This is a genomic window from Paenibacillus sp. FSL P4-0127 (assembly GCF_038007325.1).
GTDB classification, from domain to species: Bacteria; Bacillota; Bacilli; order Paenibacillales; family Paenibacillaceae; genus Fontibacillus; species Fontibacillus macerans.
Map to the genome: position 1 here is coordinate 2,641,865 of NZ_JBBOWY010000001.1, position 23,128 is coordinate 2,664,992.

A 23,128-nucleotide genomic window follows, 5' to 3' on the forward strand; every position below is an offset into this window, starting at 1 on the left:
TACCATTTTTCATCATGAGGATGACATCCGCAGAATTTTATCGGGGAAAGCTGATGAGCAGCATTTCGTGGCCCAATCTGTTTTTTTGTAAACTATTTAAATTTGCAAATATACAAAATGCAGTGATGGGTGTAAAATGGCATTACTTGAGGCTACTGGACGAATGGTCTATTTGTAATACTGCTTGTGAATAAAAGTGCAAGTTAGCGGGAGAGGTCTCAAGTAAAGCGGGCATATCGCTATGCCAAATCTACATAGACATATAGGGGAGATGGGACAACCATGAAGTTTGGGGCAACAAGAAAAATGATGATGTTGTTGGCGCTGGTGCTTGTCGTCAGCATAGTGGGCGTGGCGTGCGGAAGCAAGACGAAGAATGCCAACACGGGCGGCGCGGGCAACGCCGCGGCGGCGACGGGGAATACGGGAGATACAACGGCGGAGTTGCCGGAGCTGTCGCTGGGCCTCCTGCCTTCGATTGATGCGATTCCGTTTATTATTGCCCATGAGCAGGGCTTTGATCAGAAGCGTGGGGTGAACCTGAACATTCAGACGTTCAAAAGCGCCAAAGACCGCGACGTAGCTTTTCAAGCAGGGAAAGTTGACGGGCTAAGCGCCGATTTGGTCGCCATTTCGATCTACAATGAAGCAGGGCTGAACGTAAAAATCACCAGCACGACCTTCGGGGAATTCGATCTGCTGACCGGCAATAACAAGATTCAGGATGTGAAAGATCTGAAGGGGAAAACCGTGATTCTATCCAAAAACACCTCCACGCAGTACACCGTTGCCATGATGCTGAAGCAGGCCGGTCTGACGGAGAAGGATATCCATATAACGGAGGTGCCGCAAATTCCCACCCGGCTGGAGCTGCTGAAAAATAACAAAGCGGACGCCGCGATTCTGCCGGAGCCGTTCGTCACGATGGGGAAAGCGTCAGGCTTACGCGTGCTTAGCTCCACGAACCAGGCCCAGGTGAACCCGTTTGTGCTGGCTTTCCCGCAAAGCGCGATTGTTGCTAAGCCGGAAGCGATCCGCGCCATGTACGCGGCCTATGACGATGCGGTAGCGTATATGCAATCCCATGACCAGAAGGATTACATCGACCTGGTGATCAAAGAGGTCGGCTACCCGGAAACCTTGAAGGACCAAATCGAGGTGCCGGCTTACATCCCGGCCAATCAGGTCGATGTCAAAGAGGTCGAGGCGGCGTTTGCCTGGGCCCGCGAGCAGGGCCTGCTGACCAAAAACATCACCCCCGAAGAAGTGATCTCCGATGTCCAGTTCAAGAAATAATAACGGACTGTGCGTAAAGGAGCTTGAGGTTGAATACAAGAGCGGGGAGCTGGCGCTTGGCAGAGTGGATTTCACCCTGCCGGAGCATGGGATTTATACCATTCTGGGGCCATCCGGGAGCGGGAAATCCACGCTGCTGCGCGCCGTGTCCGGCCTCCTGCCGGAATACCGGGGCGAGCTGCTGTTCAATGGACAGTCCCTGCGCGGACAGGACGTTCTGATCGGTCTGGTGCCGCAAAATTACGGCCTCCTGCCCTGGAAGACGGTGAAGGCCAACATCAGGGTAGCGATGAAGATCGCTAATCCTAAGGGGCAGGACAGGCAGGCCCAAGAGGCGCAGATTGACCGCTGGTTGTCTGCGATGGGCATTCAGGAGCTGGCGGAGCGTTATCCGCTGTCGCTGAGCGGGGGCCAGCAGCAGCGGGTGGCCATTGCGCGGGCGTTTGCGATTGTGCCGTCTATTTTATTGCTGGACGAGCCGTTCTCTGCGCTGGATGCCATGACGCGGGAAACGCTGCAGCAATTGTTCCTGGAGCATTGGCAGGCGAACCCGGCCACAGCGTTGTTCGTGACGCATGATGTGGATGAGGCCATTCTGCTGGGGCAGAAAATCATCGTGCTCCCGTCAAGCAAGAGCGAGGCGCCGGAGATGATTGACAATGAGGCGGTATTTGGGCTGGAGCATGGGGAGAAGCGGGCTAGTGATGCCTTTTTTACCCAGATCAAGAGAATCAGAAAGGTAATGCAGGAGAAATGGTGAATAAACGGCGGCTCAACTATATTTTTAGAATATTGCTTGTGTTCTTGGGAATGAATGCGGTCTGGTACGCGGCGTATTTGCTGGTGCATCATCCGATGCTGCCCAGTCCGCTGGGGGTCTATCAGGCGATGGGACAACTCGGCGGAAGGGATATTGTGCTGAATGTCGGCTATAGTCTGATGCGTATTTTTGCCGGAGTCCTGCTGGCGCTGGTCGTCGGCCTGATGATCGGGCTTCTGATGGGGCGTTCGGCGCTCTGGAACAAGCTGCTGGACCCAGTGGTGTATTTGACCTATCCGGTGCCCAAGATCGCCTTGCTCCCGGTGGCGATGCTGTTCTTCGGGCTTGGCGAGACTTCTAAGATTCTCATGATTATGCTGATCCTGCTTTTCCAGATTATCATTTCCGTACGGGACGGGGTAAAAGCCATTCCGGCGAGCACCTATGATGTCCTGACAAGCATTGGCGCAGGGGCAGGTCAGAAATTTTGGCATATTACCCTGCCCGGCGCGTTGTCCGTGATCCTCAGCACGATCCGCATCTCGCTTGGCACGGCCATTTCGGTCCTGTTCTTTACTGAAATCTACGGCACCGAACATGGAATGGGCTTCTTTATTATGGATGCCTGGCTGAGGCTGGATTATCCGCAAATGTACGCCGGTATCCTGCTGTTCAGTCTGGTGGGCTTCGTCCTGTTCCTGCTGGTGGACCTGCTGGACTACCGATTCATGAAGTGGCGGACGTAGGATGAGGCGCTGATAACCCGTTGTGTTTTGATATAAAAAGTCGTGAATAGCACCTCAACCTAAAACAGGCGGGGGTGCTATTTTTTTGTTGGTTCCTGTTACGGCCGGGATCATCTGCAAGGGAGCTATGTTTTACCGGGGGCTGGGACATCGCCTTTGTGGTAGACAAGAAATAATGATTGACACTAATAATAGTAATAATTACAATTAAGTCGTTAAATCGTAATTATTACTATTATGGAGGGGGCAACAGAATTTCTGCGTCTTTGACCATGCCGGCTCTACAAAAATTTATCCCATGGAGGAAGATATGAGAATATTGGAAAGAAAGTTCCTTGGAAGAAGGGCGTTGCCTGATTTCGCGTACTTATTGATTATGTTATTGCTTGTTACTGCTTGCTCTTCCGAACCAACCGGGCATGAAAATGCGTCTGCGCGCCCCAATGATTATACGGTCAAGGAGGAATTAGTGTTAGCTGTAGGAAAAGTGGATATCGGGATGTTCGACCCGAAGAAGGGCTGGGGAACGCACGCCCAGATTCGTCTGACTCACAGTTCATTGCTGACCATTGATTCCGAGTTGAACTTCATTGGAGATCTGGCCAAATCCTATTCCGTCAGCGCGGATGGACTAACGTGGACTTTTCCGCTCCGTGAAGACGTGAAATTCTCCAATGGCGAATCCGTAACGGCCGAGGATGTCAAGTTTACGTACGAAATGCTCAAGGAAGACGGCATCAAATTCGATTTGTCTTTCGTCAAGTCGATCGAAGCCGCGGACGGGAATACCATCGTCATTCATCTGAACGAGCCGCGATCCACCTTTGTCAGCCAACTTACCGAGATCGGGATTGTTCCCAAGGCTCACTATAATGACCGATATTCCGACAATCCGATCGGTTCGGGGCCCTATAAGGTCGTTCAATATAATGACGGTCAACAAATCATTATGGACTATAACCCGTATTGGTATGGGAAAGAGCCTCAGTTCAAAAAACTGACCTTTCTGCTGCTGGAGGAAGACGCGGCTCTGGCCGCGGCAAAAGCCGGGCAAGCGGACATTGTTTATGTCCCGCCAACCTTTGCGGAACAACAGGTTCCAGGGATGACGCTTCGCACATTCGAAAGCATCGATTCCCGGGGAATCATGCTGCCCACCGTGCCAAGCGGCGGCAAGGGAAAAACGAATGACAAAGAAGTGGAAGCCGGGAATGATGTAACTTCCGATCTGGCTATCCGCCAGGCGCTGAATATCGGGCTTGACCGCCAGAAATTGCTGGATGTAGCGCTGGGCGGATACGGTCAAAAAGCATACTGCCTGTGTGATAATATGCCCTGGTTTAACGAAGAGACGGTTGTAGAAGACGGCGATATTGAAGCGGCGAAGCAAATTTTGGGCCGCGGCGGCTGGGCGGATGCCGATCAGGATGGCATTGTGGAAAAAGACGGCCTGAAGGCGGAGTTTGACATGTTCTACAGTTCCGGCGACCAGCTTCGCACCGACCTTTCGCTGGCCGTTGCCGACCAGGCCAGGGAACTGGGCATCAAGATCAATCTGATCGGCGCCACCTGGGACGAAATTTACGTTAAAGGCAAAACCGCCGCAGTAGCATGGGGAGGCGGAAGGCATCATCCTCACCAGCTGTATACCATGAATTCCTCCAAGGTCATCGACACGGGCTACAACAATATGTCCAACTACCGCAATGCCAAAGTGGATGAGTACCTGGATCATGCGCTTACGGCAACCACGCAGGAGGAGGCCAATAAATACTGGAAGCTGGCGCAATGGGACGGACAGACAGGTTTCAGCGGAATCGGGGACGCCCCGATCGTTTGGCTGCTCCGTGTAGACCACTTGTATCTGGCCGATGAAAAGCTGGATCTCGGCAAACAGCCGGTTCACTCTCATGGTCATGAATGGGCGTTGTTCGGCAATATAACCGAATGGACATGGGGGAACTAGTCCGCTGCCGATGATCATCTGTAAAGAAGGGGGATTCGCTTGATCAGAAGTATATCTATTCGTTGCATTCGTGTAGTTACCCTGCTGATTGGATTATCCATTTTGACCTTCTCGCTTGTCCAACTTTCGCCGATCGATCCCGTGAATGCTTATATCGGCGGGGACAGCTCGGCATCACCGGAGCAAATCGAGAAGTTCAAAGCTTATTGGGGCGTCGACCAAAGTCCGGTGGAGAAGTATTTCTCCTGGGCGGGGGCGTTATTGCAAGGCAATTTCGGCACTTCTTTGCTGTATCGCAGCCCGGTTTTCGATATCATTCAAAGCCGCTTTTTAACATCGCTGGCGCTGATGGGAACGGCGTGGGTACTGTCCGGAGTCATCGGATATGCTCTGGGCAGCATTGCCGCCATGAACCGAGGGAAAATGATTGACAGAGCGATCAAATGGTACAGCTATACGCTGGTGTCAACGCCCATTTTCTGGATGGGTCTGATTCTGATGATCGTTTTTGCGGTTTGGCTTCATTGGTTTCCCGTTGGTCTGGCTGTGCCGGCGGGAGTTATGGAAAGCGAGGTGCGGTTCATCGATCGGCTGCATCACTTTGTTTTGCCGGCGGTAACCTTAAGCATTTTGGGCGTAGCCAATGTCGCCATGCACACGCGTGAGAAAATGATCGACATCCTGAATTCGGAATACGTCGTGTTTGCCAGGGCCAGGGGAGAGAGCGGGTGGCAAATCTTCAAAAACCACGGCTTCCGCAACTCCATTCTTCCGGCGGTTTCGCTCCAGTTTGCCTATTTTGGCGAGCTGTTCGGAGGTTCTATGCTTGCCGAGCAGGTATTCGCCTATCCCGGGCTCGGCAGCACTTTAACGACGGCGGGTTTGAAGGGCGATCTTCCGCTGATGGTGGGCATCATTCTTATCAGCTCCTTGTTTGTTTTTGCCGGAAACCTGATTGCCGATGTACTGAACAATGTAATCGATCCCCGAACGAAGGAGGCGCGATAATGAAGTCCGTACAAGCAGGATTTAATGCTCGCAAAAAAATGATCCGGATGTTCGCCGCCTCGATCGGTTTTCTGTTTGTGCTGCTCTTGCTCAGCTTCCTGCTGAGTAACGACAATCTTCGTTTGGGCGCAGGCGGTAAAAACCTGGCTCCAAGCTTCAATCATCTGTTTGGAACCGATTGGCTGGGAAGAGACATGTTCACGCGGACGATCAAAGGCTTGCGTCTGTCGCTGACGCTCAGCGCGTTTACTTCCCTGCTCAGTGTGCTGATTGCCGTAGTCGTGGGGATTTGTGCGGCAACGTTCGGTAAAGGTGTGGATGCGGTCATTTCGTGGGTCATCGATTTGTTTATCGGCATGCCCCATCTTGTCTTTATGGTGCTAATTTGCTTTATTGCCGGCGGGGGCATGTATGGCATCGTATTGGGGATTTCGCTGACGCATTGGACGGCGCTGGCCAGAGTCGTCCGAGCGGAGGTGCTCCAAATCAAAAACGCCGAATATATTCAAATCTCCAAAAGCTACGGGAAATCCCCTTGGTATATAGCCAGAAAGCATATGCTGCCGGCGATTTTTCCGCAAATGATGATCGGCTTTCTGCTCATGTTTCCTCACGTGATCCTGCATGAAGCGGCACTGACCTTTTTGGGCTTTGGCCTGTCTCCGCAAACGCCGGCTGTAGGCATTATTCTGTCGGAAGCGATGAACCATATATCAACCGGAAAATGGTGGTTGGTCGTGTTTCCCGGCTTGCTGCTGGTCACGGTCATCAAAAGCTTTGACAGTATCGGCGAACAGTTCCGTATTTTAACGGAACCGGTCAGTTCCCACGAATGAGCCGACGCTTCCGAAGCGAGTCTTGTACGAAGTTGATCAGGGAAGTAACGCTCACAAAACTTTTAGGAGGTTATCATGGGAGGCGCTCAGAAAAATGTTTTGTTGAAAGTGGAGGATTTGTCGATTGGATTTTCACAATATTTGAAGGGGGCACAAAAGCGAATTATTCGTCCCATAGCGAATATGCATGTGGAAATTGGCGAGGGGGAAATCGTGGCCGTTGTCGGAGCTAGCGGCTCCGGCAAAAGCTTGCTGGCTCACGCCGTGTTGGGGATATTGCCCGGGAATGCGATCTGCAGCGGAACAATCTTGTACAGAGGGGAAGCATTGACGGAAGAAAGAAAGAAGCGCCTGAGGGGGAGTGAAATTTCGTTCATCCCGCAATCCGTTAATTATCTCGATCCGCTGATGCGCGTAGGGCGGCAGGTTCAGATCGGGCTCGACCGGAAAACCGCAAAGAAAAAGCAGAAGGAATTGTTCGCGCAATACGGCCTGCAAGAAAGGGACGGGCGCCTTTTTCCGTTTGAATTGTCGGGTGGCATGCTGCGCAGAGTGCTGTTTGCTACAAGCGTTCGTGAGGGAGTCAAGCTGGTGATCGCCGATGAGCCCACACCGGGAATCCATCCGCAGGCTCTCTCCGAAATCTTGCGGCAATTGAAGCAATTCGCGATCGACGGGGCGGGTGTGATGCTGATTACCCATGATATCGTGTCGGCGCTGGAAATCGCGGATCGGGTGGCGGTCTTGAGGGACGGAACGACGGTGGAAATTTCGGATGCGGCGGCATTTGCCGGTCGCGGGGAACTTCTCCAGTCCGAATATACGCGCCGGCTTTGGAGGGCTTTACCGCAGAATGATTTCGATCTGGAATGGAAGGAAAGGGGAGTTGAGCGAGCTTGGCTTTAGTTGGAGAGAATCTGGGCTATTATTATCGGAAAGATAACTGGATACTGCAGGACATAAACATCACGATTGTACCGGGTGAAATACTGGGATTGTCGGGCTACAGCGGATGCGGCAAAACCACGCTGGCCCGAATGCTCGCCGGTTATGTTCCGCCGCGCGCCGGCCGCGTAATGCTGGACGGGAAGCCGCTTGCGCGGCGCACTTTTTGCCCGGTGCAATTGATTTATCAGCATCCGGAAAAGGCGATCAATCCAAAGTGGAGGATGAAGGATGTTTTGAACGAATCCTATACCCCCTCCCCAGAAATTCTCGAGGCTTTTGAAATCCGTAAGGAGTGGCTGGACCGCTGGCCGCTTGAGCTGTCGGGAGGCGAGAAGCAGCGTTTTTGCATCGTTCGCGCGCTCCATCCTGATACCCGATATATTATTGCCGACGAGATGACCACCATGCTGGATGCCATTACACAAGCGCAAATTTGGCACGCGTTTTTGAACATTTGCCAAAGCCGGTCCATCGGCGTCGTTGTGGTCAGCCATGAGCAGAGCCTGCTTCATCGGCTGTGCGACCGCGTGTACAAAGTAGGGCTTGATTAAAATCAGGCAAATAATCTCGTTCATGTTCCCTCCAGTTTCTATTGAAGGATTCCCCCCATTTGATATAATTAAGAACAATGATGAGAATGGTTCTCATTTAAGCGGATTGTAGTAGAGAGTATGAGATAACTCGGTTGCCATGGCAACAGGAGGCGAAAAAAATGCAAAATGATTTGAGCATCAGTCAGGAGAGGGGAAGGGCGGGTTTGTTTTGAACATTCAAGTGATCACTCATAATTTGGACTCTTTGTATGAGTACCCGAACGTTCGGCGGTTGGATGAGGATCGGGTCAAAAATCAGCGATCGTATGCGCTGAAAGCTCCCTTCTGTTCCGTCAAAGCGACTCGCACAAACTTGCGCAGCGGGTTGGAGATTAGCAGCTACGAAGGCTTCTTGAGCAAACCGCTTTCCCTTCAATTCCAAACGATGTACCCTCATTTGGAAATTTCCTATACGATGTCAGGTTGCGGAAACTGGTCAGGGGACGGTTCAGCCGGATTCGAATTGGCTCCCGGCGTCTCAACGCTCGCGTACATGTCGGATCATCGGTTGAATGCGGAGTTGAGCCCGGTCGAGCCATTGTCCCATATGGAGATTCGTATCGATTTGCACCGTTTCGAAGCGTTGAAGTCGGAGCTTTCGCGCAGATCGCCCGGCGGATTTTTCAGCCGCCAACTGCCCGGCCATCCGCAAATCGTGAAGCTGTTCGAGCAGATTAGGGATTGTTCGTACGCGGGCCCGCTGCGCCATCTCTATCTTGAAGGTAAATGTTATGAACTGATTGCCACCTATCTCGATCAAGCGGAAATGAACGTTTCTTCAGGACGTTCGAGTTCCAAATTGAGTGCGGAAGATATCCGCTGCTTGCACTTTGCCCGCGGGATGCTCGCCCATAGCTGGAGAACGCCACCCAGCTTGCTGGAGCTGGCGCGGTCGGCAGGCCTCAACGATTACAAACTGAAGGCGGGATTCAAAGAGTTGTTCGGCACGACGGTGTTCGGTTATATCCGGCACTTAAGGCTGAACGAGGCCCGCCGTTTATTGGAAGGGGGGGAAGCTACGGTCAGCCAAGCGGCTTTTCGCGTTGGATACCTGAATCTGAGCCACTTTGCGGCTGCCTACCGTAGGACGTTCGGCCACAATCCAAGCGAATGTCTGAGGGGGAACGGAAAGACGGCGGCGAATAAATAAATCCGCCGACCGTTAAAGATAATCCGTCCGGGAGCGGCGGAGTCGAAGCCCGTTTCCGTACAATGAAGGTATAACGGCGACAGTAGGGCGCTTTCCGCTACATGAATGAGTATATTCGCATTCATGTAGCGGAAAACGGGGCCTTTATCGGCTCCGAAGCGTCGCCTGCCAGCCGGAATACCGGAGGTGTGAACAGATGGGGAATATTCGATTTGGCATGTTTTTTAGCGTATTCGTCGCTATGGTCGGGCTGATGATCATCGCGCCGGTGATGCCCTCGCTCGTGCGGGAGTTGGGGTTGAACGAAGTTCATTCCGGGATCATCATCTCGCTGGGCTCCGTCGCCATGGCCGTCATGTCGCCGTTATGGGGCAGATGGAGCGATAAATTCGGCAGAAGACCAGTCATTCTCGCCGGTTTCGCCGGGATGTTCATTAGCTATGTGTGCTTCACCGCCGTCATGTATGCGGGACTCCGCGATCTGTTGAACGGCGGTCTTCTTCTTGTTTTACTGATTGCGGCAAGAACGCTGATTGGCGCATTCATTCCGGCCGTACCTTCTTCCGCCCAAGCGTATATGGCGGATGTCACGGACGAACAAGGCAGATCGGCGGGGATGGCGCTGATCGGAGCGGCTAATGGGCTTGGGTTGGTGCTCGGACCTGCCATCGCAGGCGCCTTTGCGCTGCTTGGCTTGATCTGGCCGCTTTATGTCGGCGCGCTTCTGCCCGTCGTCGCATTTGCAACCGTAGTGTTCGTCGTGCCAAAGCGCAAGGCGGTTGTTCGTGCCCGTCCCCCTCGTATCAATCCGTTGCAACGAGGCCTCCGGATTTATCTGCTGTCCGGGATGGCCGTTATGGCGTGCATCGTATCTTTGCAGGTCGTCGGCGGATTTTATTTTCAAGATCAGCTGTCGCTCACAACGAAAGAAGCGGCCCGCCTCGTTTCCTTCGGGCTGATGATCTGCGGCTTTTCGATGATCGCAACGCAAGGGTTGCTGATGAAGCGTTCGAAGCTCGAACCCCGGCGGCAGATTTTGTGGGGGGCGCTGCTGCTTATGCTCAGCTTTATCGGTATGCTGTTTTTTGCGAAGTTGTCCGTGTTTTATGCGGCTTACCTTCTGTTTGGGATCGGTGCGGGACTTATCATGCCGGGTTTTATGACGGGGGCTTCGCTTGCCGTATCGCCGGAGCAACAAGGCGGCATCGCCGGACTCGTCGGCATGGTTCAAGGAATTGCCGCTGTTGCGGCCCCTTTGTTGAGTACCGGATTATACCGTATCGACAAGCATCTTCCGTACGGTTTTGCCGCTGCTTTAATGGTTCTCTTGTCCGGGGCGCTCCTAGTCATGGCTATCCGTGACCGGGGGCTTTCGCAGGAAGCTTCAAAGTACTCCTAAGCCTCGGCGAGGCGAAGCAGGAGTTAGGCGGACGTGCGTTATTGGCGCATGCGGTCAGCCGAACCCGCCGGCCCGCCATTCCGCCAATAATGCGGGTTCATCCAGTTCGTATCCGATGATGACCAGATAGCAAGGACCTTGATATTCCGCGCGTTCATGATAGGAACGCTTGCCCGCAAACTGAATCAGCGAGGCGCTCTGCGAACCCTCAAGGCAAACATAACCTTTGGCACGCAAAATATGCTTTCCCTTGGCTTTTAACCATTTTTCCAGCTTTTTCAGGGAAATGGGCGTTTGTCCGTTTATAGGAATGAAGACGCTTTGAATGCGGGAAAAAGAAGCGTTCCCCTGTCCGGCTGACGAAGCGGAATCGCCGCCATGTTGATGGGAATGCCGGACAGGCGCGATTTTAAGGCGACCGGAGGTCTTGGCTAGACGATTTAATGGTTCAAGTCCTTTAATCACGGCCTCGGGACTAAATTTCCCAAACGTGGTGTTGAAGACGGCGGCTTGCTCGTTATGTTTTTGAATCAAACGGGTCACTTTGGATAAATGCGAGTCGGAGACGAGGTCCTGCTTATTGACAAGAATCACGTCCGCCACTTCCAGTTGGCGGCGGAGCGTATGGACGAGCTGCTTATCGGAGGCGAAGATGCTGTTATACTCCAGCGCGTTTTCGGCGTCGATCACGGTGATGATCTTATGCAGGATCACCTCGTTCAGCAGCTCGGGTTCGGCCATGGCGTCGACGACCTCCTCGGGATTGGCGACGCCGGTAAGCTCGACGAGAATCACGTCGGGGGCCAAAGCGAGCAAGCCTTTAAGGGAACCGGCGATTTCGCTTTTTTTGCTGCAGCAGATGCAACCGTCAAACAGCTTTTCCAGCGGAAGTCCCTGGACGGCTTCGGACAAGATTCGGCCGTCCACGTCGGCTTTGCCCAATTCGTTCATCAAAATCGCCGGCCCCAGGTTCCGGCCGTGCAGCGTTTTGATCAGCTCAAGCAGCAGCGTGGTTTTGCCGCTGCCCAAAAAACCGCTGATAATGATTACGGGGGTTTTCATTGACGTCCCTCCTGATTCGGCTTCCTATTTTTATTCAACACTGGCGTTCAAAAAATCAAAGTTGGGATAGATGTACGGGTTGTCTGGCCTTTCGATCAGGTTTGATTCCGTCGCATCGATTTTGATAATGGCGTTTCCGTTATACTCGGTTTGGCCGATGGTGCCTTTCAGCTTGACCCAGGTGTCGTCCTTGAGCTCCGAGGCGCCGTTGAATTCGGCCAGCACCCCGTAAGGCGTCGCGTCCGCCGTGCAGCATTGGACGGCAATTCTCCCGATTACCAGTTGATTGTCCGCCAGACCTGGTTCGCGGTAGACAAAACCGGCGATTTCGATTTCCTTGCCGATGAACTGCTCCTTGAACACTACGACCGAAGACAGGATCTCCATATAGATTTCCGGTTTGACGTTGATCACCGGCAGCACGTAAATTCGTTTGGCCAGCTCGGCCAGTTCCCGTTCAAACTCGTCTTCCGCTTGAAACAGCCCGTCCAAAGAGTCGGACGATTCGGCTGGTCCGGCGGCGTTTGCAGTTCCCTCCTCCTCGGCGAGTGTGGAGGCAGGGGAGCCATCCGACGAATGGCCCGAGGAACCAGCCGGTGCGTCGGAAGAATCGGAGGACGTTGCTTTTGGCGGCGAGTAGCCCGACGCAGCATAAGGGGAGGCGGCTGCCCCCAAGATCATCCCTTTTTTGTTCGCAAAGGAGCCTCCAAGCACGGTATCGGGGAGCAAAAAGCCAAGCAACAACGGCAAGGCGAGCACACCGTAAAGGACACTTGCCTTGGTCCGGGACCTGGCCGGCGGATTGCCGCAGCAATCGCATTCGATAACGGAGCCCTTATAGCTTCTGTAGGCAATAAAGCCCTGAATGACGGCTAGCGCGTAAACGGCCAGGGCCGATGCTTTGACCAATGGCATGATGCGTACGCCGATATACAGCTGCAGGCTGTCCGTTTCGACCAAAAAAGCGATATACACGGAAAGGCCCAGCAATAAAACGGTCCTGACGATATGATGAAATAACGTGATCGACTTCCGATCCTTCATGATACTCCCCTTTCGTGAGCTATCTGAGCAACCATTGATCCAGCCCGATGCTGAAAACGAGCACCGTTGCCGGGATGGCCACGGCTAATGTCACCACAAATTTCGTTTTAAATGCCGATAACAGCATCAGCGTTCCTTTCAAGTCAAGCATCGGCCCCAGCACCAGAAAGGTGATCAGAGACCCTGCGGAAAAGGTGCCTACGAAAGAAGAAGCGACAAAGGCGTCCGAAGTCGAGCATATCGATAGAAGATAAGCGAAACCGGACATCAGCAGATGGGATGAGACGGGACCTTGTCCGTACGCCGCCAGCTGCCCCGTATTGACAAACGTATGAATTATTGCCGTTATCAAAGCCCCTATGGCAAGATACTTGCTCATTTCAAAAAACTCATTCAACGTATGTATAAAAAAAGCGGTGAATTTGCCCGTCCAGGTATCGTGTTTGATGCTTTCCGGGCCTTCATCGTACAAGGCTTCGAGATTCAAGCGGAGCGGATTGTAGCGGACAAACCGGTATACGATCAGCCCGACGACGAAAGAAACAATGATGGCGAGCCCGATTCTGGAATAAAGCACTTCCGGGCGATTGCGAAAAGCGGTATAGGTCGCGAAAAGAACGACCGGATTCAGAATCGGTCCGCTCAAGATAAAAACCGTTGCGATATAGACCGGCATTCCCTTGGCGACAAGCCGGCGCACGACCGGAACCATGCCGCATTCGCAAATGGGAAAGAGCATGCCGCCAAGACTTGCGAACAGCATGCCCAGCAAGGGATTCCGGGGGATGATGCGCGCCAAGCGTCGCTCCGAAACGAACCATTGCAGCATTGACGAGGAAATGACCCCCAGCAAAATAAACGGAAGTGCTTCCAGAAAAATGCTGATAAACATCGTTTTAAAGGTAAGAAGGTCTGCTGGAAACCTTGACTGAAGCCATGCCAATGATAAAAGCCCCTTTAATAACTAAATAATATGCATTGCTTCTATCATTTTAATCGTAATGTCTACAAATAACAAGGAGATGAGTTCACCTGCTCCCCATATATTTCCCTTATTGAACGAACGTTTCGATTCGCGATTTGATGGCATCCCGCACGTTGCGGAACTGCGTCATAATCTCTTCTTCGGTGCCGGTGGCTTTCGCCGGATCATCAAAACCCCAATGCCATTTGATAACGTTAGGATTCATGATCACCGGGCAATGCTCATGTGATGAACAATACGGGAACGGTAAGGACAATACCCGTTTTAAAATAGGCTCCCCACGAGATTTTTTACCCCCTTGCCGGACAGAACGTGCAACCATAGCAGGGTAGCCAAAGATCCGATCGGCGCAATTTTAGGTCCCAAGTCAGAGCCGATCACATTGGCATAAATGAACGCCTCCCGCAGAATGCCTGGCGGATTCGTGCCGTCGATGGCCAAGGCGTTGATCATGACCGTCGGCATGTTGTTCATCATAGAGGAGAGAACTGCCGCAACAAACCAGGAACCGACGGTCGCAAGGAACCAGTCCTTGATCGCCTATCCACTTAAATACATGCCCAAGTCCATCTGTCAGGCCCACATTTCGGAGCCCATACACAACGACGTACATGCCGATGGAAAAGACGACGACAGCCCATGGCGCTCCTTTGACGATCTTCCAGGTATGAATTTCCCGGCTTTGTCTCGCCAGAATCTGAAAGACGATCGCGGCTGCACCGGCGATGATGGATACCGGAATCCCGATCCATTCGCTCGTCAGGTAGGCGATCAGGAGAGCCGCCAAGATCATCCATGAGATCTTGAATAGGCGCCGATCCTTGATTTGGCGAGGACGATTGGCGTTAAGATAAGTGCGGCCCCGTCGTTGGCGAAGCAAAAGGCAACCGCAGCTCCCAACAGGACGACGTAGACGAACATCAGGTTGCCGTTACCTCGGGAGAAACGGACCATATGCAGCGCGGTCCATTCAAAGAACCCGATCTCATCCAGGATCAGAGAGATCAAAATCACCGCTGCAAACGCAAGCGTTGCATTCCATACGATTTAAATGGACTTGTCATATAAAATTCATTAAGATATTATATAAATCGTAACAATTACGAAAAGGGAGTACTTACAATGAAATTTGATAAAAGCATTCGGCATTACCCTGAACACTTTCTAAAGTTTGTCATCTTATTGATCTGTATCAGTTTGATCAGCGCTTGCACCCAGTCCGATCAGAGCAATAAAGCAAAGAAGCACATTCATTTTCTATATAATTTCTCAACGAATTCTTTAGATCCCCATGTGGATTCAAGTTATGTCCCGCTAAGGGCAGGGATAACGGAGACGCTGGTACGTCTGGATGAAGACAATCTGTCCATTGCACCTTGGCTGGCAGAAAGCTGGGAAGGTACGGATGGTCAGCATTGGACGATTAAAGTTCGGGAAAACGTCACGTTTCATAACGGTAAGAAAATGGATGCGGAAGCGGTGAAAGCTTCTCTTGAACGCGCATTGAAGGAGAGTGTGGCGATTCAAAATGCGCTCAAGATCGAAAAGATCGAAACGGTAGACGATTATACGCTGAAAATAAAAACCAAGACGCCCTTTCCCGAGTTCGTATCCGAGCTGGTGAATCCGAATGTCTCCATTATTGATGCAGCGGCAGAAGACATTGTCAACCATCCTGTAGGAACCGGCCCTTTCGTATTAAAGTCGTTCTCGCCGGGGAGCAAGCTTGAACTCGAGCGCTATGATGATTATTGGGATGGAGCCTCCAATCTGGATTCCGTAACGTTTGCTTTTAATGAGGATGCGAATGCTCGCACGCTCGCCTTGAAATCCGGGCAAGTGGATATCGTTTATCGTCCGGAGGTGGAAAGTCTGGAATCTTTGCAGGATCAGAATGGAATTAAGGTTGAATCCACCGCAACCTTTCGTGTACACCAAATCACCATGAATATGCAGCGTAAAAGCTTGCAGGACGTCAATGTGCGCCGGGCGGTTGATGCGCTCATCAATCGGCAGAAGATCGTCGATACCATTTTGTTAGGCTACGCTGAACCTGCGGTCGGGCCATTTTTACCGTCGCTGCCGTTCGCGCCAACGTATGAACAGAATGATACCGGAGCCGACGTGGCGATTGAATACTTGAAAAAGGCAGGATTCTCCCTTATAGACGGAAAAATGCAAAAAGACGGCGAACCGCTCAAATTTATCCTGCTAACATATAGCGCAAGAGCCGATCTGCCGTTAATCGCACAAGTTTTTCAATCGGACGCCAAACAGATCGGAATCGAAGTTGACATTCGCCAGATTGATGTCCCTGAGGAATACATGGCGTCCAACCGCGATTGGGATCTTGCGACGTATAGCAATCTAACCGCCCCGCGCGGGGATGCAGGCTATTATTTGAATGCGACGTATCACCCTACGGGCGCCCTCAACTTTAGCGGCGCTCAGGAACCCGAACTGACGGCCATGATCGACAGGCTCAATCAAACGGTCAGTCAGGAGGAACGCGCGTTGCTAGCCGAGCAAATCGCCGATTATGTCCACGAAAACCGGATTAATTCGTTTGTTCTGCATCCTTCGACCATTGTGGCCTATAACGAAAACAAAGTAAAAAATTGGGTGACAACCCGAAGCGAATATTACATGATCACAAACCGGTTGGATGTGAATTAAGTGATTCAAATTTTGGTTCGTAAGTTTCTGGAAGTCCTGCTGTTTTTGTTATTCATTACGTTTGTCAGCTTTTTGTTTATTCGGCTTGCGCCTGGCGACCCGGTTTTAACCATTTTGAATGTGGATGAATTATCCGTTAGTCAAGCGCAAGTAGAGACCCTGAGAGAGGAAATGGGATTCAACGAGCCATTGCTTGTCCAATATGGACGTTGGCTGCTTAAATTCATTCAGCTTGATTTCGGTAACTCTTATATGACCGGCCAGCCCGTCATGGATGTTATTTTCATGGGGCTGCCCGCCACCCTGGAACTGGCGGTTGGCGCGCTCATCGTCATGTTGATGGTGTCGGTTCCGCTTGGTTCGCTATCCGCTCTTTACCGGAACAGCTGGATCGATCATGTGGGCAGAATCCTCTCCATTCTTGGAGCGGCCGTCCCCAGTTTTTGGCTTGGCCTGCTGTTCATTGATTTATTCGGTGTGCGGTTAAACTGGCTTCCCACCATGGGGAGAGACGGCCTGCTCACATGGGTCCTGCCGTCTCTGACGCTGGGCCTGGCGATCTCCAGTGTATATGTTCGCTTGCTTCGTTCCAGCTTGCTTGATTCGCTCAGCCAGGAATTTATCCGAGCGGCGAGGGCGCGCGGGTTATCCGAGCGGAGAATATTTCTCGTCCATGCGTTTCGTCACAGCCTTCCCCCCGTCATTACCTTTTTCGGAGTCAGCTTGGGAAGCTTGATTGGCGGCGTGCTGGTCATTGAAGTATTGTTTGCGTATCCGGGGATCGGCAAACTTGTCGTGGATGCCATACGCGGGCGCGATTATCCGCTCATTCAGGGATACATTCTGATGATGGCAGTGATTGTTTTTATTGTGAATACGTGCGTGGATTTATCTTACCGGTATTTAAACCCTGAGATGAGACTAAAGGAAAGGGCGATGGGCGGATGAAAGGATCGTCTTTACCATGGCCAAAAGCAAAAAAGCGCGGATGGCTGGGGGTGATCGCATGGATGTGCGTACTCCTGACAGGGGTCGTCGTCATTTATGCCTTTTTTGTTTTGCGTCATGATCCAACATTAACGAATCTGGACAATCGCCTTCAGGGAATAAGCCTGCAGCATCCGCTGGGGACCGATCAGCTTGGTCGGGATGTGCTGACCAGGCTCTTGTTAGGGGGGCAGCAAACGATTGGTTACAGCTTGCTGGCCTTGATCGTTTCCCTCGTCATCGGGATCCCGTTCGGTCTGATCTCAGGATTTAGACGCGGGCTGGTGGATCGGATTTTTATGCGCATAGCCGATGGATTTTTGGCCTTTCCGGATACGATTGTGGCTATTGTCCTAAGCGGTTTGCTTGGAGCGGGGATCGGCAACCTGGTGTTGGCGATTGTCATCGTAAAGTGGGTCAGTTATGCCCGTCTTGTTCGCAGCACCGTATTAGCGGAGTCCCAAAAAGACTATGTGCTCATTGCCCGAACAAACGGGCTGTCTTCCGGCAAGATCATGCGCAAGCATTTATTTCCTCATATTGCAGGGCATGTTCTCGTACTCGCCAGTCTCGATCTTGGAAAAGTGATTTTGCTCATTTCGGCCTTTTCTTACATTGGCCTTGGAGTGCAGCCGCCGACACCTGAATGGGGGGCCATGCTGAACGATGCCCGGCCTTATTTTCAGTCCAAACCCGAATTCATGATCTATCCCGGTTTGGCGATCGTGATTGCCGTGCTGCTGACGAATATGCTGGGGGATTATTTGCGCGATCGTTTTGATGTCAAGAAGGAGGTGCAATCGTGATGTTGTCGATCAGACAGGTATCGATTCGCAGCGGAGACAAGAAACTTGTCGACAACGTGTCGCTCTCTATTCGCGAGGGAGATTGGCATGCCCTGGTCGGACAAAGCGGGAGCGGGAAAACGTTGCTCTCTCAAGCCATTGGCCGCATGCTTCCCCCTAATTTGCAGGCAGAGGGGAGCATTTTTTATAAGGAACGGGATTTATTTGCTTTATCGCCTGGACAGTTGAGAACGATTCGCGGCTCAAAACTGTCGTATGTGTTTCAGGATTATCAGGGTTCTTTTACCCCCTTTAGAACGATTGGCCAACACTTTGAAGAATACCAGAAAGCTCACGGCAACTCCGATTCCCGAGCCCGGCAACGAAGCGCATTGGACGCGCTTGATTCCGTCGGGTTGGATGAGTCCGTGTACAAGCGATATCCGTTTCAGTTAAGCGGGGGGCAGCTTCAGCGTGTCTCCATTGCAATGGCGCTGCTGCTGTCGCCGGATTTATTGATCGCCGATGAAATCACCACGGCATTGGATAGTGTCTCCGGGCACAAGATTTTGGAGTTGCTTGCAAAGAGACAGAAGGAAACCGGCTTTGCCATTCTGTTTATCACGCATGATTGGCGCCCCGTGAAACGTTATGCAAACCGCATCGCTGTCATGAAAGAAGGCCAAGTGGTTGAAGCAGGAGAGAAAGATCATGTGCTTGGCAACCCCCAGCATGCGTATACTAAACAATTAATCAACGCGGCCCCGACGATTGATCGCTTCCTTTCAACAAGTGTGCGGGAGGCGGAGATCGTATGAAGCTGCTTACGGTGAAAAACCTGACCAAATCCTATCAAGGGCAAAAAACGGCGATTCATCCGCTCTCCTTTGAACTGCATCAAGGCGAATGTCTTGGCCTTGTCGGTGAAAGCGGCTGCGGCAAAAGCACGCTCGCCCGCTGTTTGCTGCGCATCGAGGCGATCGACGGAGGTTCGATTTATTTCAAGGATGAAGCGATTGAACGCCTGAATGAGCGCCAATTGCACGCTTATCGGCAAAAGATGCAGATTGTGCTGCAAAATCCATTGGCCGCGTTGAACCCGAAGCTAAAAATAAAAGATTCTCTAATCGATCCATACGAACAGTATCGAAAACAGCTGAGTCTGCGGCATTTTTCCTATACCTCAAAGAAGGCCTTTGTGAAGCAACTTCTTGAAGCCGCCCAACTGCCGGAGAGCCTGGCGGACCGTTATCCGCATGAATTAAGCGGCGGACAGCGCCAGCGGGTGACGATTGCCCGTGCGATCAGCATCGAACCGGAACTTCTTGTATTGGATGAACCTACCGCAAGTCTGGATGTGATCTCGCAAGGGGCGATTCTTGCTTTATTGGCGGAGCTTCGCGTATCTTTGCATCTTTCTTATTTATTCATTTCGCACGATTTGGCCGCTGTCGCGCAAATGAGCGGGCGTATTCTGGTGATGAAAGAAGGGCGGCTTGTCGATCAATTCCATCGCGATCATTTGTTGTCCGATGAACGGCACCCGTATACCCAAGAGCTCATTTCAATTTTTTAGCAACCAGAGGGAGAAAAGGATGAACACGAGAATGGCTGTTTCCGTGAACGAAGTGACAAAGGAGCAAGTTCAGGCTGCGATCGATTTTATGGTGGGCATACGCAGTGAAGTGTTTCCCATGCTCCAGAATGATCCATTACCAAAAGACATGGCGGATTTTGAACAGGTTTATTTGGGACCCGAGGATGCTTCATTTTTTGTAGCTTCCGCAGAAGATGGCCGAGTGGTCGGAACCATCGGCGTGTTGCGTTACGACGATCGCATTGAAGCGATCCGCGGTCGCTATAATCAAGAAAGCGTAGCGGAGATTGTCCGGTGTTTTGTCGGTCCGGCAGCCAGAAGGGCTGGGGTCGGCTCCCTTCTCTTTCGGAAGGCAGCGAACTTTGCCATGGATGCCGGGTACCCGATGTTGTATTTGCACACTCATCATTTCTTAAGCGGCGCGGTCGCATTTTGGCAGCGTCAGGGATTTTCGATCTTCCTGGACCAACGGGACGATTGGGAAACGATTCATATGGAAAGGAGCAAGTCGTGTTCAATTGAGTGAATTGCATTTAAGGCTGGGGATGGATTTGACAAAATCCTATTGTATCCAGCTTTATATGGCCATTGTACATACTGTGGATACAGAGCACATGCAAGATTAACTCATGGAAACATCTGTATTATTGGGCATGGAAACGGTCCAGCAGATGAAAGAATATATCGAAACAACCGTCAAAAAAATCACGAATGAATACTATGATCGTTTCAAATCAAAGCAGTCTTCCGTGATTAGCCGAGTTATAGAAGTTCTAATAGAGAATCTGGGCAATCCTGATGATTTACAATAACCGAGCCGGTCAAATAAACAAAAAACAATACGATCCATTGTTCTTGACTTATGATTTGCTTATTCATTAAAGATTAGGCTGCCCCTTTCTAAGAAGCTATTTCTAAATACTTGACGATACTATGACCCAAATCTTTAAACAGCCATGCGGCAAGAAGCGGCAATCCAATTTCCCCAACATACTCAATACCAAGATAAATGGAGACAATGACGGTCACACCATATGCGATCTTGCCGTACAGGGAAGATTATAAAACGTCATTAACAAATAACTCGAAATCACAACCATCATTTTTTCAGTCACTTGTTCGTGCTTCTCCGCTAATTGTCCATGGAGAGCGGTTTAGGCGTTGCGGTTCCGCTATTTTTTATTTCAACTTTTATTTTAATGTCGGCTTGAGTATCAGCGAAACGCTCTTCCCAATTCCGCTTCCACCTTTTCTATAGGGCTGGATTTTTACGATAAATCCGGTCTCCTAATCCAATATCATCCGCAGCTTCTTTTAAATCGTTTACAAGCTTGGTAGTTTGCAAGGAGACATCGTGGTTGCCGAAAAAGCGAATTATATCTTCAGGAATAACGGAAATTGCAGGGCCTAGTTCATGGGGGATCAGGTCCTGAAGCGTTGATTTCATATAATTTAATGTTTTATGTTCAATTAACGAATCAAAATAAACGGAAAATACGGTGTGCCGGGGCTCCGGTCGGAAAATGCCACTGAAAAATGGATAAATCGCTGCAGTGTTCAAAACGCGATTCGAGCCACTTTAAATTGGATTCCAATACGGGTGAAATCGGCTGTATATCCGTATCCAATTCTGAACGGGTATCGGAAACGTTCGCTTGGTTTACACTGTACCACCGGAAGTAAGAATTATGCTAAAATTATCTCCAGCTCAATTTGGACTCATTCATGCTTTTTCGAAAGCGGGTTATTCGGGGTATAATGCTTGAAAGCACCGCTTTAGGTGCATTACAAGAGAGGTGACAACATATGGGAGAAAATAATCATCAATATTGGATGAAAACGGCGGTACGCGAAGCTTACGAAAATGTACGCCTTGCGCAGGGAGGTCCTTTTGGCGCGATTGTGGTTAAGGATGGGAAAATCATCGGGACGGGACGAAACCTTGTTACCTCGCTTAATGATCCTACAGCTCATGCCGAGGTGCAGGCCATTCGCGAAGCCTGCCGGCATTTGGGCGATTTTCAGCTTAAGGGTTGTACGATCTACACCAGCTGCGAGCCTTGTCCGATGTGTATTGGGGCGATATATTGGGCTCGTCCCGACGCCGTCTATTATGCCTGCACCAAGGAGGAGGCGGCCGGGATCGGATTTGACGATCAGTTCATTTATGAAGAAATCGCCAAACCGATGGATCAACGGTTTATTCCAATGGAGCAAATCAAAACAGCCGAAAGCCTGCTGCCGTTTAACGCTTGGAGAGCTTCCAGCAGCAAGATCGAATACTGATATGCAGGTAACCAAGAAATTAGAGTTGACTAATTAATTGCCGACGCTATAATAGAAAAAGTGGCCTGATTTCTGGGAGGCCTGAAATTTTACGGGACGTAGCTCAGCTTGGTAGAGCACCTGGTTTGGGACCAGGGGGTCGCATGTTCGAATCGTGTCGTCCCGATCCATCAACAGTCATCCGCGCGGATGGCTGTTTTTTTGAACTGAATAAATCCCCTTTCCGTCGGTCACAATAGAAAATAAACTCCGACAGAAGGGGATAACCGTGAATATCTTCCATATCAAAAAGCAACTCAAAAGAAGATGGAGAAGATGGAGACGTGCCATCTGGACGATCGGCGCCTGCAGTTTGGTTGCGATCATGGCTTGGCTCGGGATGCCCTTGTCCGAACAGATGGAAAACTTGATGACCAATGAGCCGATCGCGATGGAAACTTGGGGCAAACTTCAGAAGGCAGCGCCCGAAGCTACCGAGGAAGATTGGTTGACCGAATTGAAGAGAACGGATCGCAACCGCATCGTTCATTTGAATAAAATCTATACCTGTGGCGAAGAAAGCAGCATATTGGGCATTATGCGGCCGGACGAAATCGCGGCATTGATGAAAGCCCATCCGGAATGGGAAGGGCGGCTTGCGGCCGGCGGCGATGTGTGGATCGACGAAAGGATCAACGGGCTGTCCGAAACCTGCAGCAAGCAAGGATACATCGGCATCGACAAGGACGGAAATCTGACGTTGTTCGATGGGCCTCCCAAGAAGGAAAAGGTCATCCGGACCTTTTTTCAATTGGATGTAGAGATGATGGAGAGCGCCTTGCCGGCGGATGTTTTGAAGCAGCTGCAGCAGGGCATCCGCATTCAGGACGTAGAAGAGTACAACAGCGTTTTGTCCACTTTTAGCGATTTTGCCTTGGAGCAGACCGAAAAGGTCATGCAGCAAAATGAAGAGCGGTAGCAAACGCGGCGGGCCAAAGGAGCGCCCCCATTCCGAATTAGGGATG

Annotated in this window: 22 protein-coding genes, 1 tRNA gene and 2 pseudogenes; 19 read left to right on the forward strand and 6 right to left on the reverse strand. The window is 51.2% G+C overall.

Annotation, left to right across the window (positions count from 1 at the left end; all coding sequences use genetic code 11):
* Positions 1-282 precede the first annotated feature (282 nt).
* From NYE74_RS11920 to NYE74_RS11965, 10 genes are all read left to right on the forward strand, one after another.
* Positions 283-1,296 carry an ABC transporter substrate-binding protein gene (locus NYE74_RS11920; RefSeq protein WP_036620568.1) on the forward strand — a complete coding sequence of 338 codons (1,014 nt, stop codon included), beginning with the start codon at positions 283-285 and terminating at the stop codon, positions 1,294-1,296.
* Positions 1,277-2,056, forward strand: coding sequence for an ABC transporter ATP-binding protein (locus NYE74_RS11925; RefSeq protein ID WP_036620570.1), 780 nt, complete (start codon positions 1,277-1,279; stop codon positions 2,054-2,056). Before NYE74_RS11920 ends, NYE74_RS11925 begins: the two co-directional genes overlap by 20 nt.
* Positions 2,050-2,802, forward strand: a complete 753-nt coding sequence (locus NYE74_RS11930) for an ABC transporter permease (RefSeq protein WP_036620572.1) — start codon at positions 2,050-2,052, stop codon at positions 2,800-2,802. The genes NYE74_RS11925 and NYE74_RS11930 overlap by 7 nt, the downstream gene beginning before the upstream one ends.
* Positions 2,803-3,271: 469 nt before the next feature.
* Positions 3,272-4,768: an ABC transporter substrate-binding protein gene (locus NYE74_RS11935; RefSeq protein ID WP_218032591.1), complete on the forward strand. Its 1,497-nt coding sequence runs from the start codon at positions 3,272-3,274 to the stop codon at positions 4,766-4,768.
* A gap of 33 nt (positions 4,769-4,801) precedes the next feature.
* Positions 4,802-5,776: an ABC transporter permease gene (locus NYE74_RS11940; protein ID WP_227872847.1), complete on the forward strand. Its 975-nt coding sequence runs from the start codon at positions 4,802-4,804 to the stop codon at positions 5,774-5,776.
* Positions 5,776-6,612, forward strand: a complete 837-nt coding sequence (locus tag NYE74_RS11945; protein WP_316560618.1) for an ABC transporter permease — start codon at positions 5,776-5,778, stop codon at positions 6,610-6,612. The genes NYE74_RS11940 and NYE74_RS11945 overlap by 1 nt, the downstream gene beginning before the upstream one ends.
* Positions 6,613-6,687: 75 nt before the next feature.
* On the forward strand, positions 6,688-7,518 hold the full coding sequence (locus NYE74_RS11950; RefSeq protein WP_124332604.1) for an ATP-binding cassette domain-containing protein: 831 nt from the start codon (positions 6,688-6,690) through the stop codon (positions 7,516-7,518).
* Positions 7,509-8,111 (forward strand): ABC transporter ATP-binding protein, encoded by a 603-nt coding sequence (locus NYE74_RS11955; protein ID WP_124332603.1) that lies wholly within the window; start codon positions 7,509-7,511, stop codon positions 8,109-8,111. The genes NYE74_RS11950 and NYE74_RS11955 overlap by 10 nt, the downstream gene beginning before the upstream one ends.
* A 211-nt stretch (positions 8,112-8,322) precedes the next feature.
* The gene (locus NYE74_RS11960) at positions 8,323-9,303 is read left to right on the forward strand and encodes a helix-turn-helix transcriptional regulator (RefSeq protein ID WP_036620585.1); all 981 of its coding nucleotides are present in this window, start codon (positions 8,323-8,325) and stop codon (positions 9,301-9,303) included.
* Positions 9,304-9,499: 196 nt separating this feature from the next.
* Positions 9,500-10,702 (forward strand): MFS transporter, encoded by a 1,203-nt coding sequence (locus NYE74_RS11965; protein ID WP_036620587.1) that lies wholly within the window; start codon positions 9,500-9,502, stop codon positions 10,700-10,702.
* A 54-nt stretch (positions 10,703-10,756) separates the two neighbouring features.
* On the opposite strand, the gene NYE74_RS11970 is transcribed toward NYE74_RS11965, so the two are convergent.
* From NYE74_RS11970 to NYE74_RS11990, 5 genes and pseudogenes are all read right to left on the reverse strand, one after another.
* Positions 10,757-11,764, reverse strand: coding sequence for a CobW family GTP-binding protein (locus NYE74_RS11970; RefSeq protein WP_316560619.1), 1,008 nt, complete (start codon positions 11,762-11,764; stop codon positions 10,757-10,759).
* A gap of 30 nt (positions 11,765-11,794) precedes the next feature.
* Entirely contained in the window at positions 11,795-12,808 is a 1,014-nt protein-coding gene (locus NYE74_RS11975; RefSeq protein ID WP_036620591.1) for a TIGR03943 family putative permease subunit, read from the reverse strand.
* Positions 12,809-12,827: 19 nt separating this feature from the next.
* Complete coding sequence (locus tag NYE74_RS11980; protein ID WP_036620593.1) at positions 12,828-13,751, reverse strand: permease; 924 nt, start codon at positions 13,749-13,751, stop codon at positions 12,828-12,830.
* Positions 13,752-13,860: 109 nt separating this feature from the next.
* Positions 13,861-14,016 (reverse strand): annotated as a pseudogene (locus tag NYE74_RS11985) (arsenate reductase); the annotation flags it as partial.
* Positions 14,015-14,840: pseudogene (locus tag NYE74_RS11990) on the reverse strand (ArsB/NhaD family transporter); the annotation flags it as partial. The pseudogenes NYE74_RS11990 and NYE74_RS11985, both read right to left, overlap by 2 nt.
* Positions 14,841-14,915: 75 nt before the next feature.
* Between NYE74_RS11990 and nikA the strand changes: the two are divergent.
* From nikA to NYE74_RS12020, 6 genes are read left to right on the forward strand one after another with little or no spacing between them, the layout of a single operon-like run.
* Positions 14,916-16,469, forward strand: coding sequence for a nickel ABC transporter substrate-binding protein (gene nikA / locus NYE74_RS11995; RefSeq protein WP_051985318.1), 1,554 nt, complete (start codon positions 14,916-14,918; stop codon positions 16,467-16,469).
* The gene (gene nikB, locus NYE74_RS12000) at positions 16,470-17,417 is read left to right on the forward strand and encodes a nickel ABC transporter permease (protein ID WP_036620594.1); all 948 of its coding nucleotides are present in this window, start codon (positions 16,470-16,472) and stop codon (positions 17,415-17,417) included.
* On the forward strand, positions 17,414-18,262 hold the full coding sequence (nikC, locus tag NYE74_RS12005) for a nickel transporter permease (protein ID WP_036620596.1): 849 nt from the start codon (positions 17,414-17,416) through the stop codon (positions 18,260-18,262). Before nikB ends, nikC begins: the two co-directional genes overlap by 4 nt.
* Complete coding sequence (locus NYE74_RS12010) at positions 18,262-19,059, forward strand: ABC transporter ATP-binding protein (protein ID WP_036620599.1); 798 nt, start codon at positions 18,262-18,264, stop codon at positions 19,057-19,059. The genes nikC and NYE74_RS12010 overlap by 1 nt, the downstream gene beginning before the upstream one ends.
* Positions 19,056-19,817 (forward strand): ABC transporter ATP-binding protein, encoded by a 762-nt coding sequence (locus NYE74_RS12015; protein ID WP_124332600.1) that lies wholly within the window; start codon positions 19,056-19,058, stop codon positions 19,815-19,817. The genes NYE74_RS12010 and NYE74_RS12015 overlap by 4 nt, the downstream gene beginning before the upstream one ends.
* A 19-nt stretch (positions 19,818-19,836) precedes the next feature.
* Positions 19,837-20,364, forward strand: coding sequence for a GNAT family N-acetyltransferase (locus NYE74_RS12020; protein ID WP_036620603.1), 528 nt, complete (start codon positions 19,837-19,839; stop codon positions 20,362-20,364).
* Positions 20,365-21,090: 726 nt separating this feature from the next.
* Here the strand turns inward: NYE74_RS12020 and NYE74_RS12025 are convergent.
* Positions 21,091-21,399: a hypothetical protein gene (locus tag NYE74_RS12025; RefSeq protein WP_124332599.1), complete on the reverse strand. Its 309-nt coding sequence runs from the start codon at positions 21,397-21,399 to the stop codon at positions 21,091-21,093.
* Between the two features lie 245 nt (positions 21,400-21,644).
* Between NYE74_RS12025 and NYE74_RS12030 the strand changes: the two genes are divergently transcribed.
* From NYE74_RS12030 to NYE74_RS12040, 3 genes are all read left to right on the forward strand, one after another.
* The gene (locus tag NYE74_RS12030; RefSeq protein ID WP_036620605.1) at positions 21,645-22,124 is read left to right on the forward strand and encodes a nucleoside deaminase; all 480 of its coding nucleotides are present in this window, start codon (positions 21,645-21,647) and stop codon (positions 22,122-22,124) included.
* 92 nt (positions 22,125-22,216) lie between these two features.
* A tRNA-Pro gene (locus NYE74_RS12035) sits at positions 22,217-22,290 on the forward strand.
* Positions 22,291-22,392: 102 nt separating this feature from the next.
* Entirely contained in the window at positions 22,393-23,082 is a 690-nt protein-coding gene (locus NYE74_RS12040; RefSeq protein WP_278739303.1) for a BofC C-terminal domain-containing protein, read from the forward strand.
* Positions 23,083-23,128: the final 46 nt, after the last annotated feature.

Coding starts and splice junctions, on each gene's coding strand:
- NYE74_RS11920 (WP_036620568.1), top strand. CDS start 283: ATGAAGTTTGGGGCAACAAGAAAAATGATGATGTTGTTGGCGCTGGTG.
- NYE74_RS11925 (WP_036620570.1), top strand. CDS start 1,277: ATGTCCAGTTCAAGAAATAATAACGGACTGTGCGTAAAGGAGCTTGAG.
- NYE74_RS11930 (WP_036620572.1), top strand. CDS start 2,050: ATGGTGAATAAACGGCGGCTCAACTATATTTTTAGAATATTGCTTGTG.
- NYE74_RS11945 (WP_316560618.1), top strand. CDS start 5,776: ATGAAGTCCGTACAAGCAGGATTTAATGCTCGCAAAAAAATGATCCGG.
- NYE74_RS11950 (WP_124332604.1), top strand. CDS start 6,688: ATGGGAGGCGCTCAGAAAAATGTTTTGTTGAAAGTGGAGGATTTGTCG.
- NYE74_RS11965 (WP_036620587.1), top strand. CDS start 9,500: ATGGGGAATATTCGATTTGGCATGTTTTTTAGCGTATTCGTCGCTATG.
- NYE74_RS11970 (WP_316560619.1), bottom strand. CDS start 11,764: ATGAAAACCCCCGTAATCATTATCAGCGGTTTTTTGGGCAGCGGCAAA.
- NYE74_RS11975 (WP_036620591.1), bottom strand. CDS start 12,808: ATGAAGGATCGGAAGTCGATCACGTTATTTCATCATATCGTCAGGACC.
- nikA (WP_051985318.1), top strand. CDS start 14,916: ATGAAATTTGATAAAAGCATTCGGCATTACCCTGAACACTTTCTAAAG.
- nikC (WP_036620596.1), top strand. CDS start 17,414: ATGAAAGGATCGTCTTTACCATGGCCAAAAGCAAAAAAGCGCGGATGG.
- NYE74_RS12010 (WP_036620599.1), top strand. CDS start 18,262: ATGTTGTCGATCAGACAGGTATCGATTCGCAGCGGAGACAAGAAACTT.
- NYE74_RS12015 (WP_124332600.1), top strand. CDS start 19,056: ATGAAGCTGCTTACGGTGAAAAACCTGACCAAATCCTATCAAGGGCAA.
- NYE74_RS12020 (WP_036620603.1), top strand. CDS start 19,837: ATGAACACGAGAATGGCTGTTTCCGTGAACGAAGTGACAAAGGAGCAA.
- NYE74_RS12030 (WP_036620605.1), top strand. CDS start 21,645: ATGGGAGAAAATAATCATCAATATTGGATGAAAACGGCGGTACGCGAA.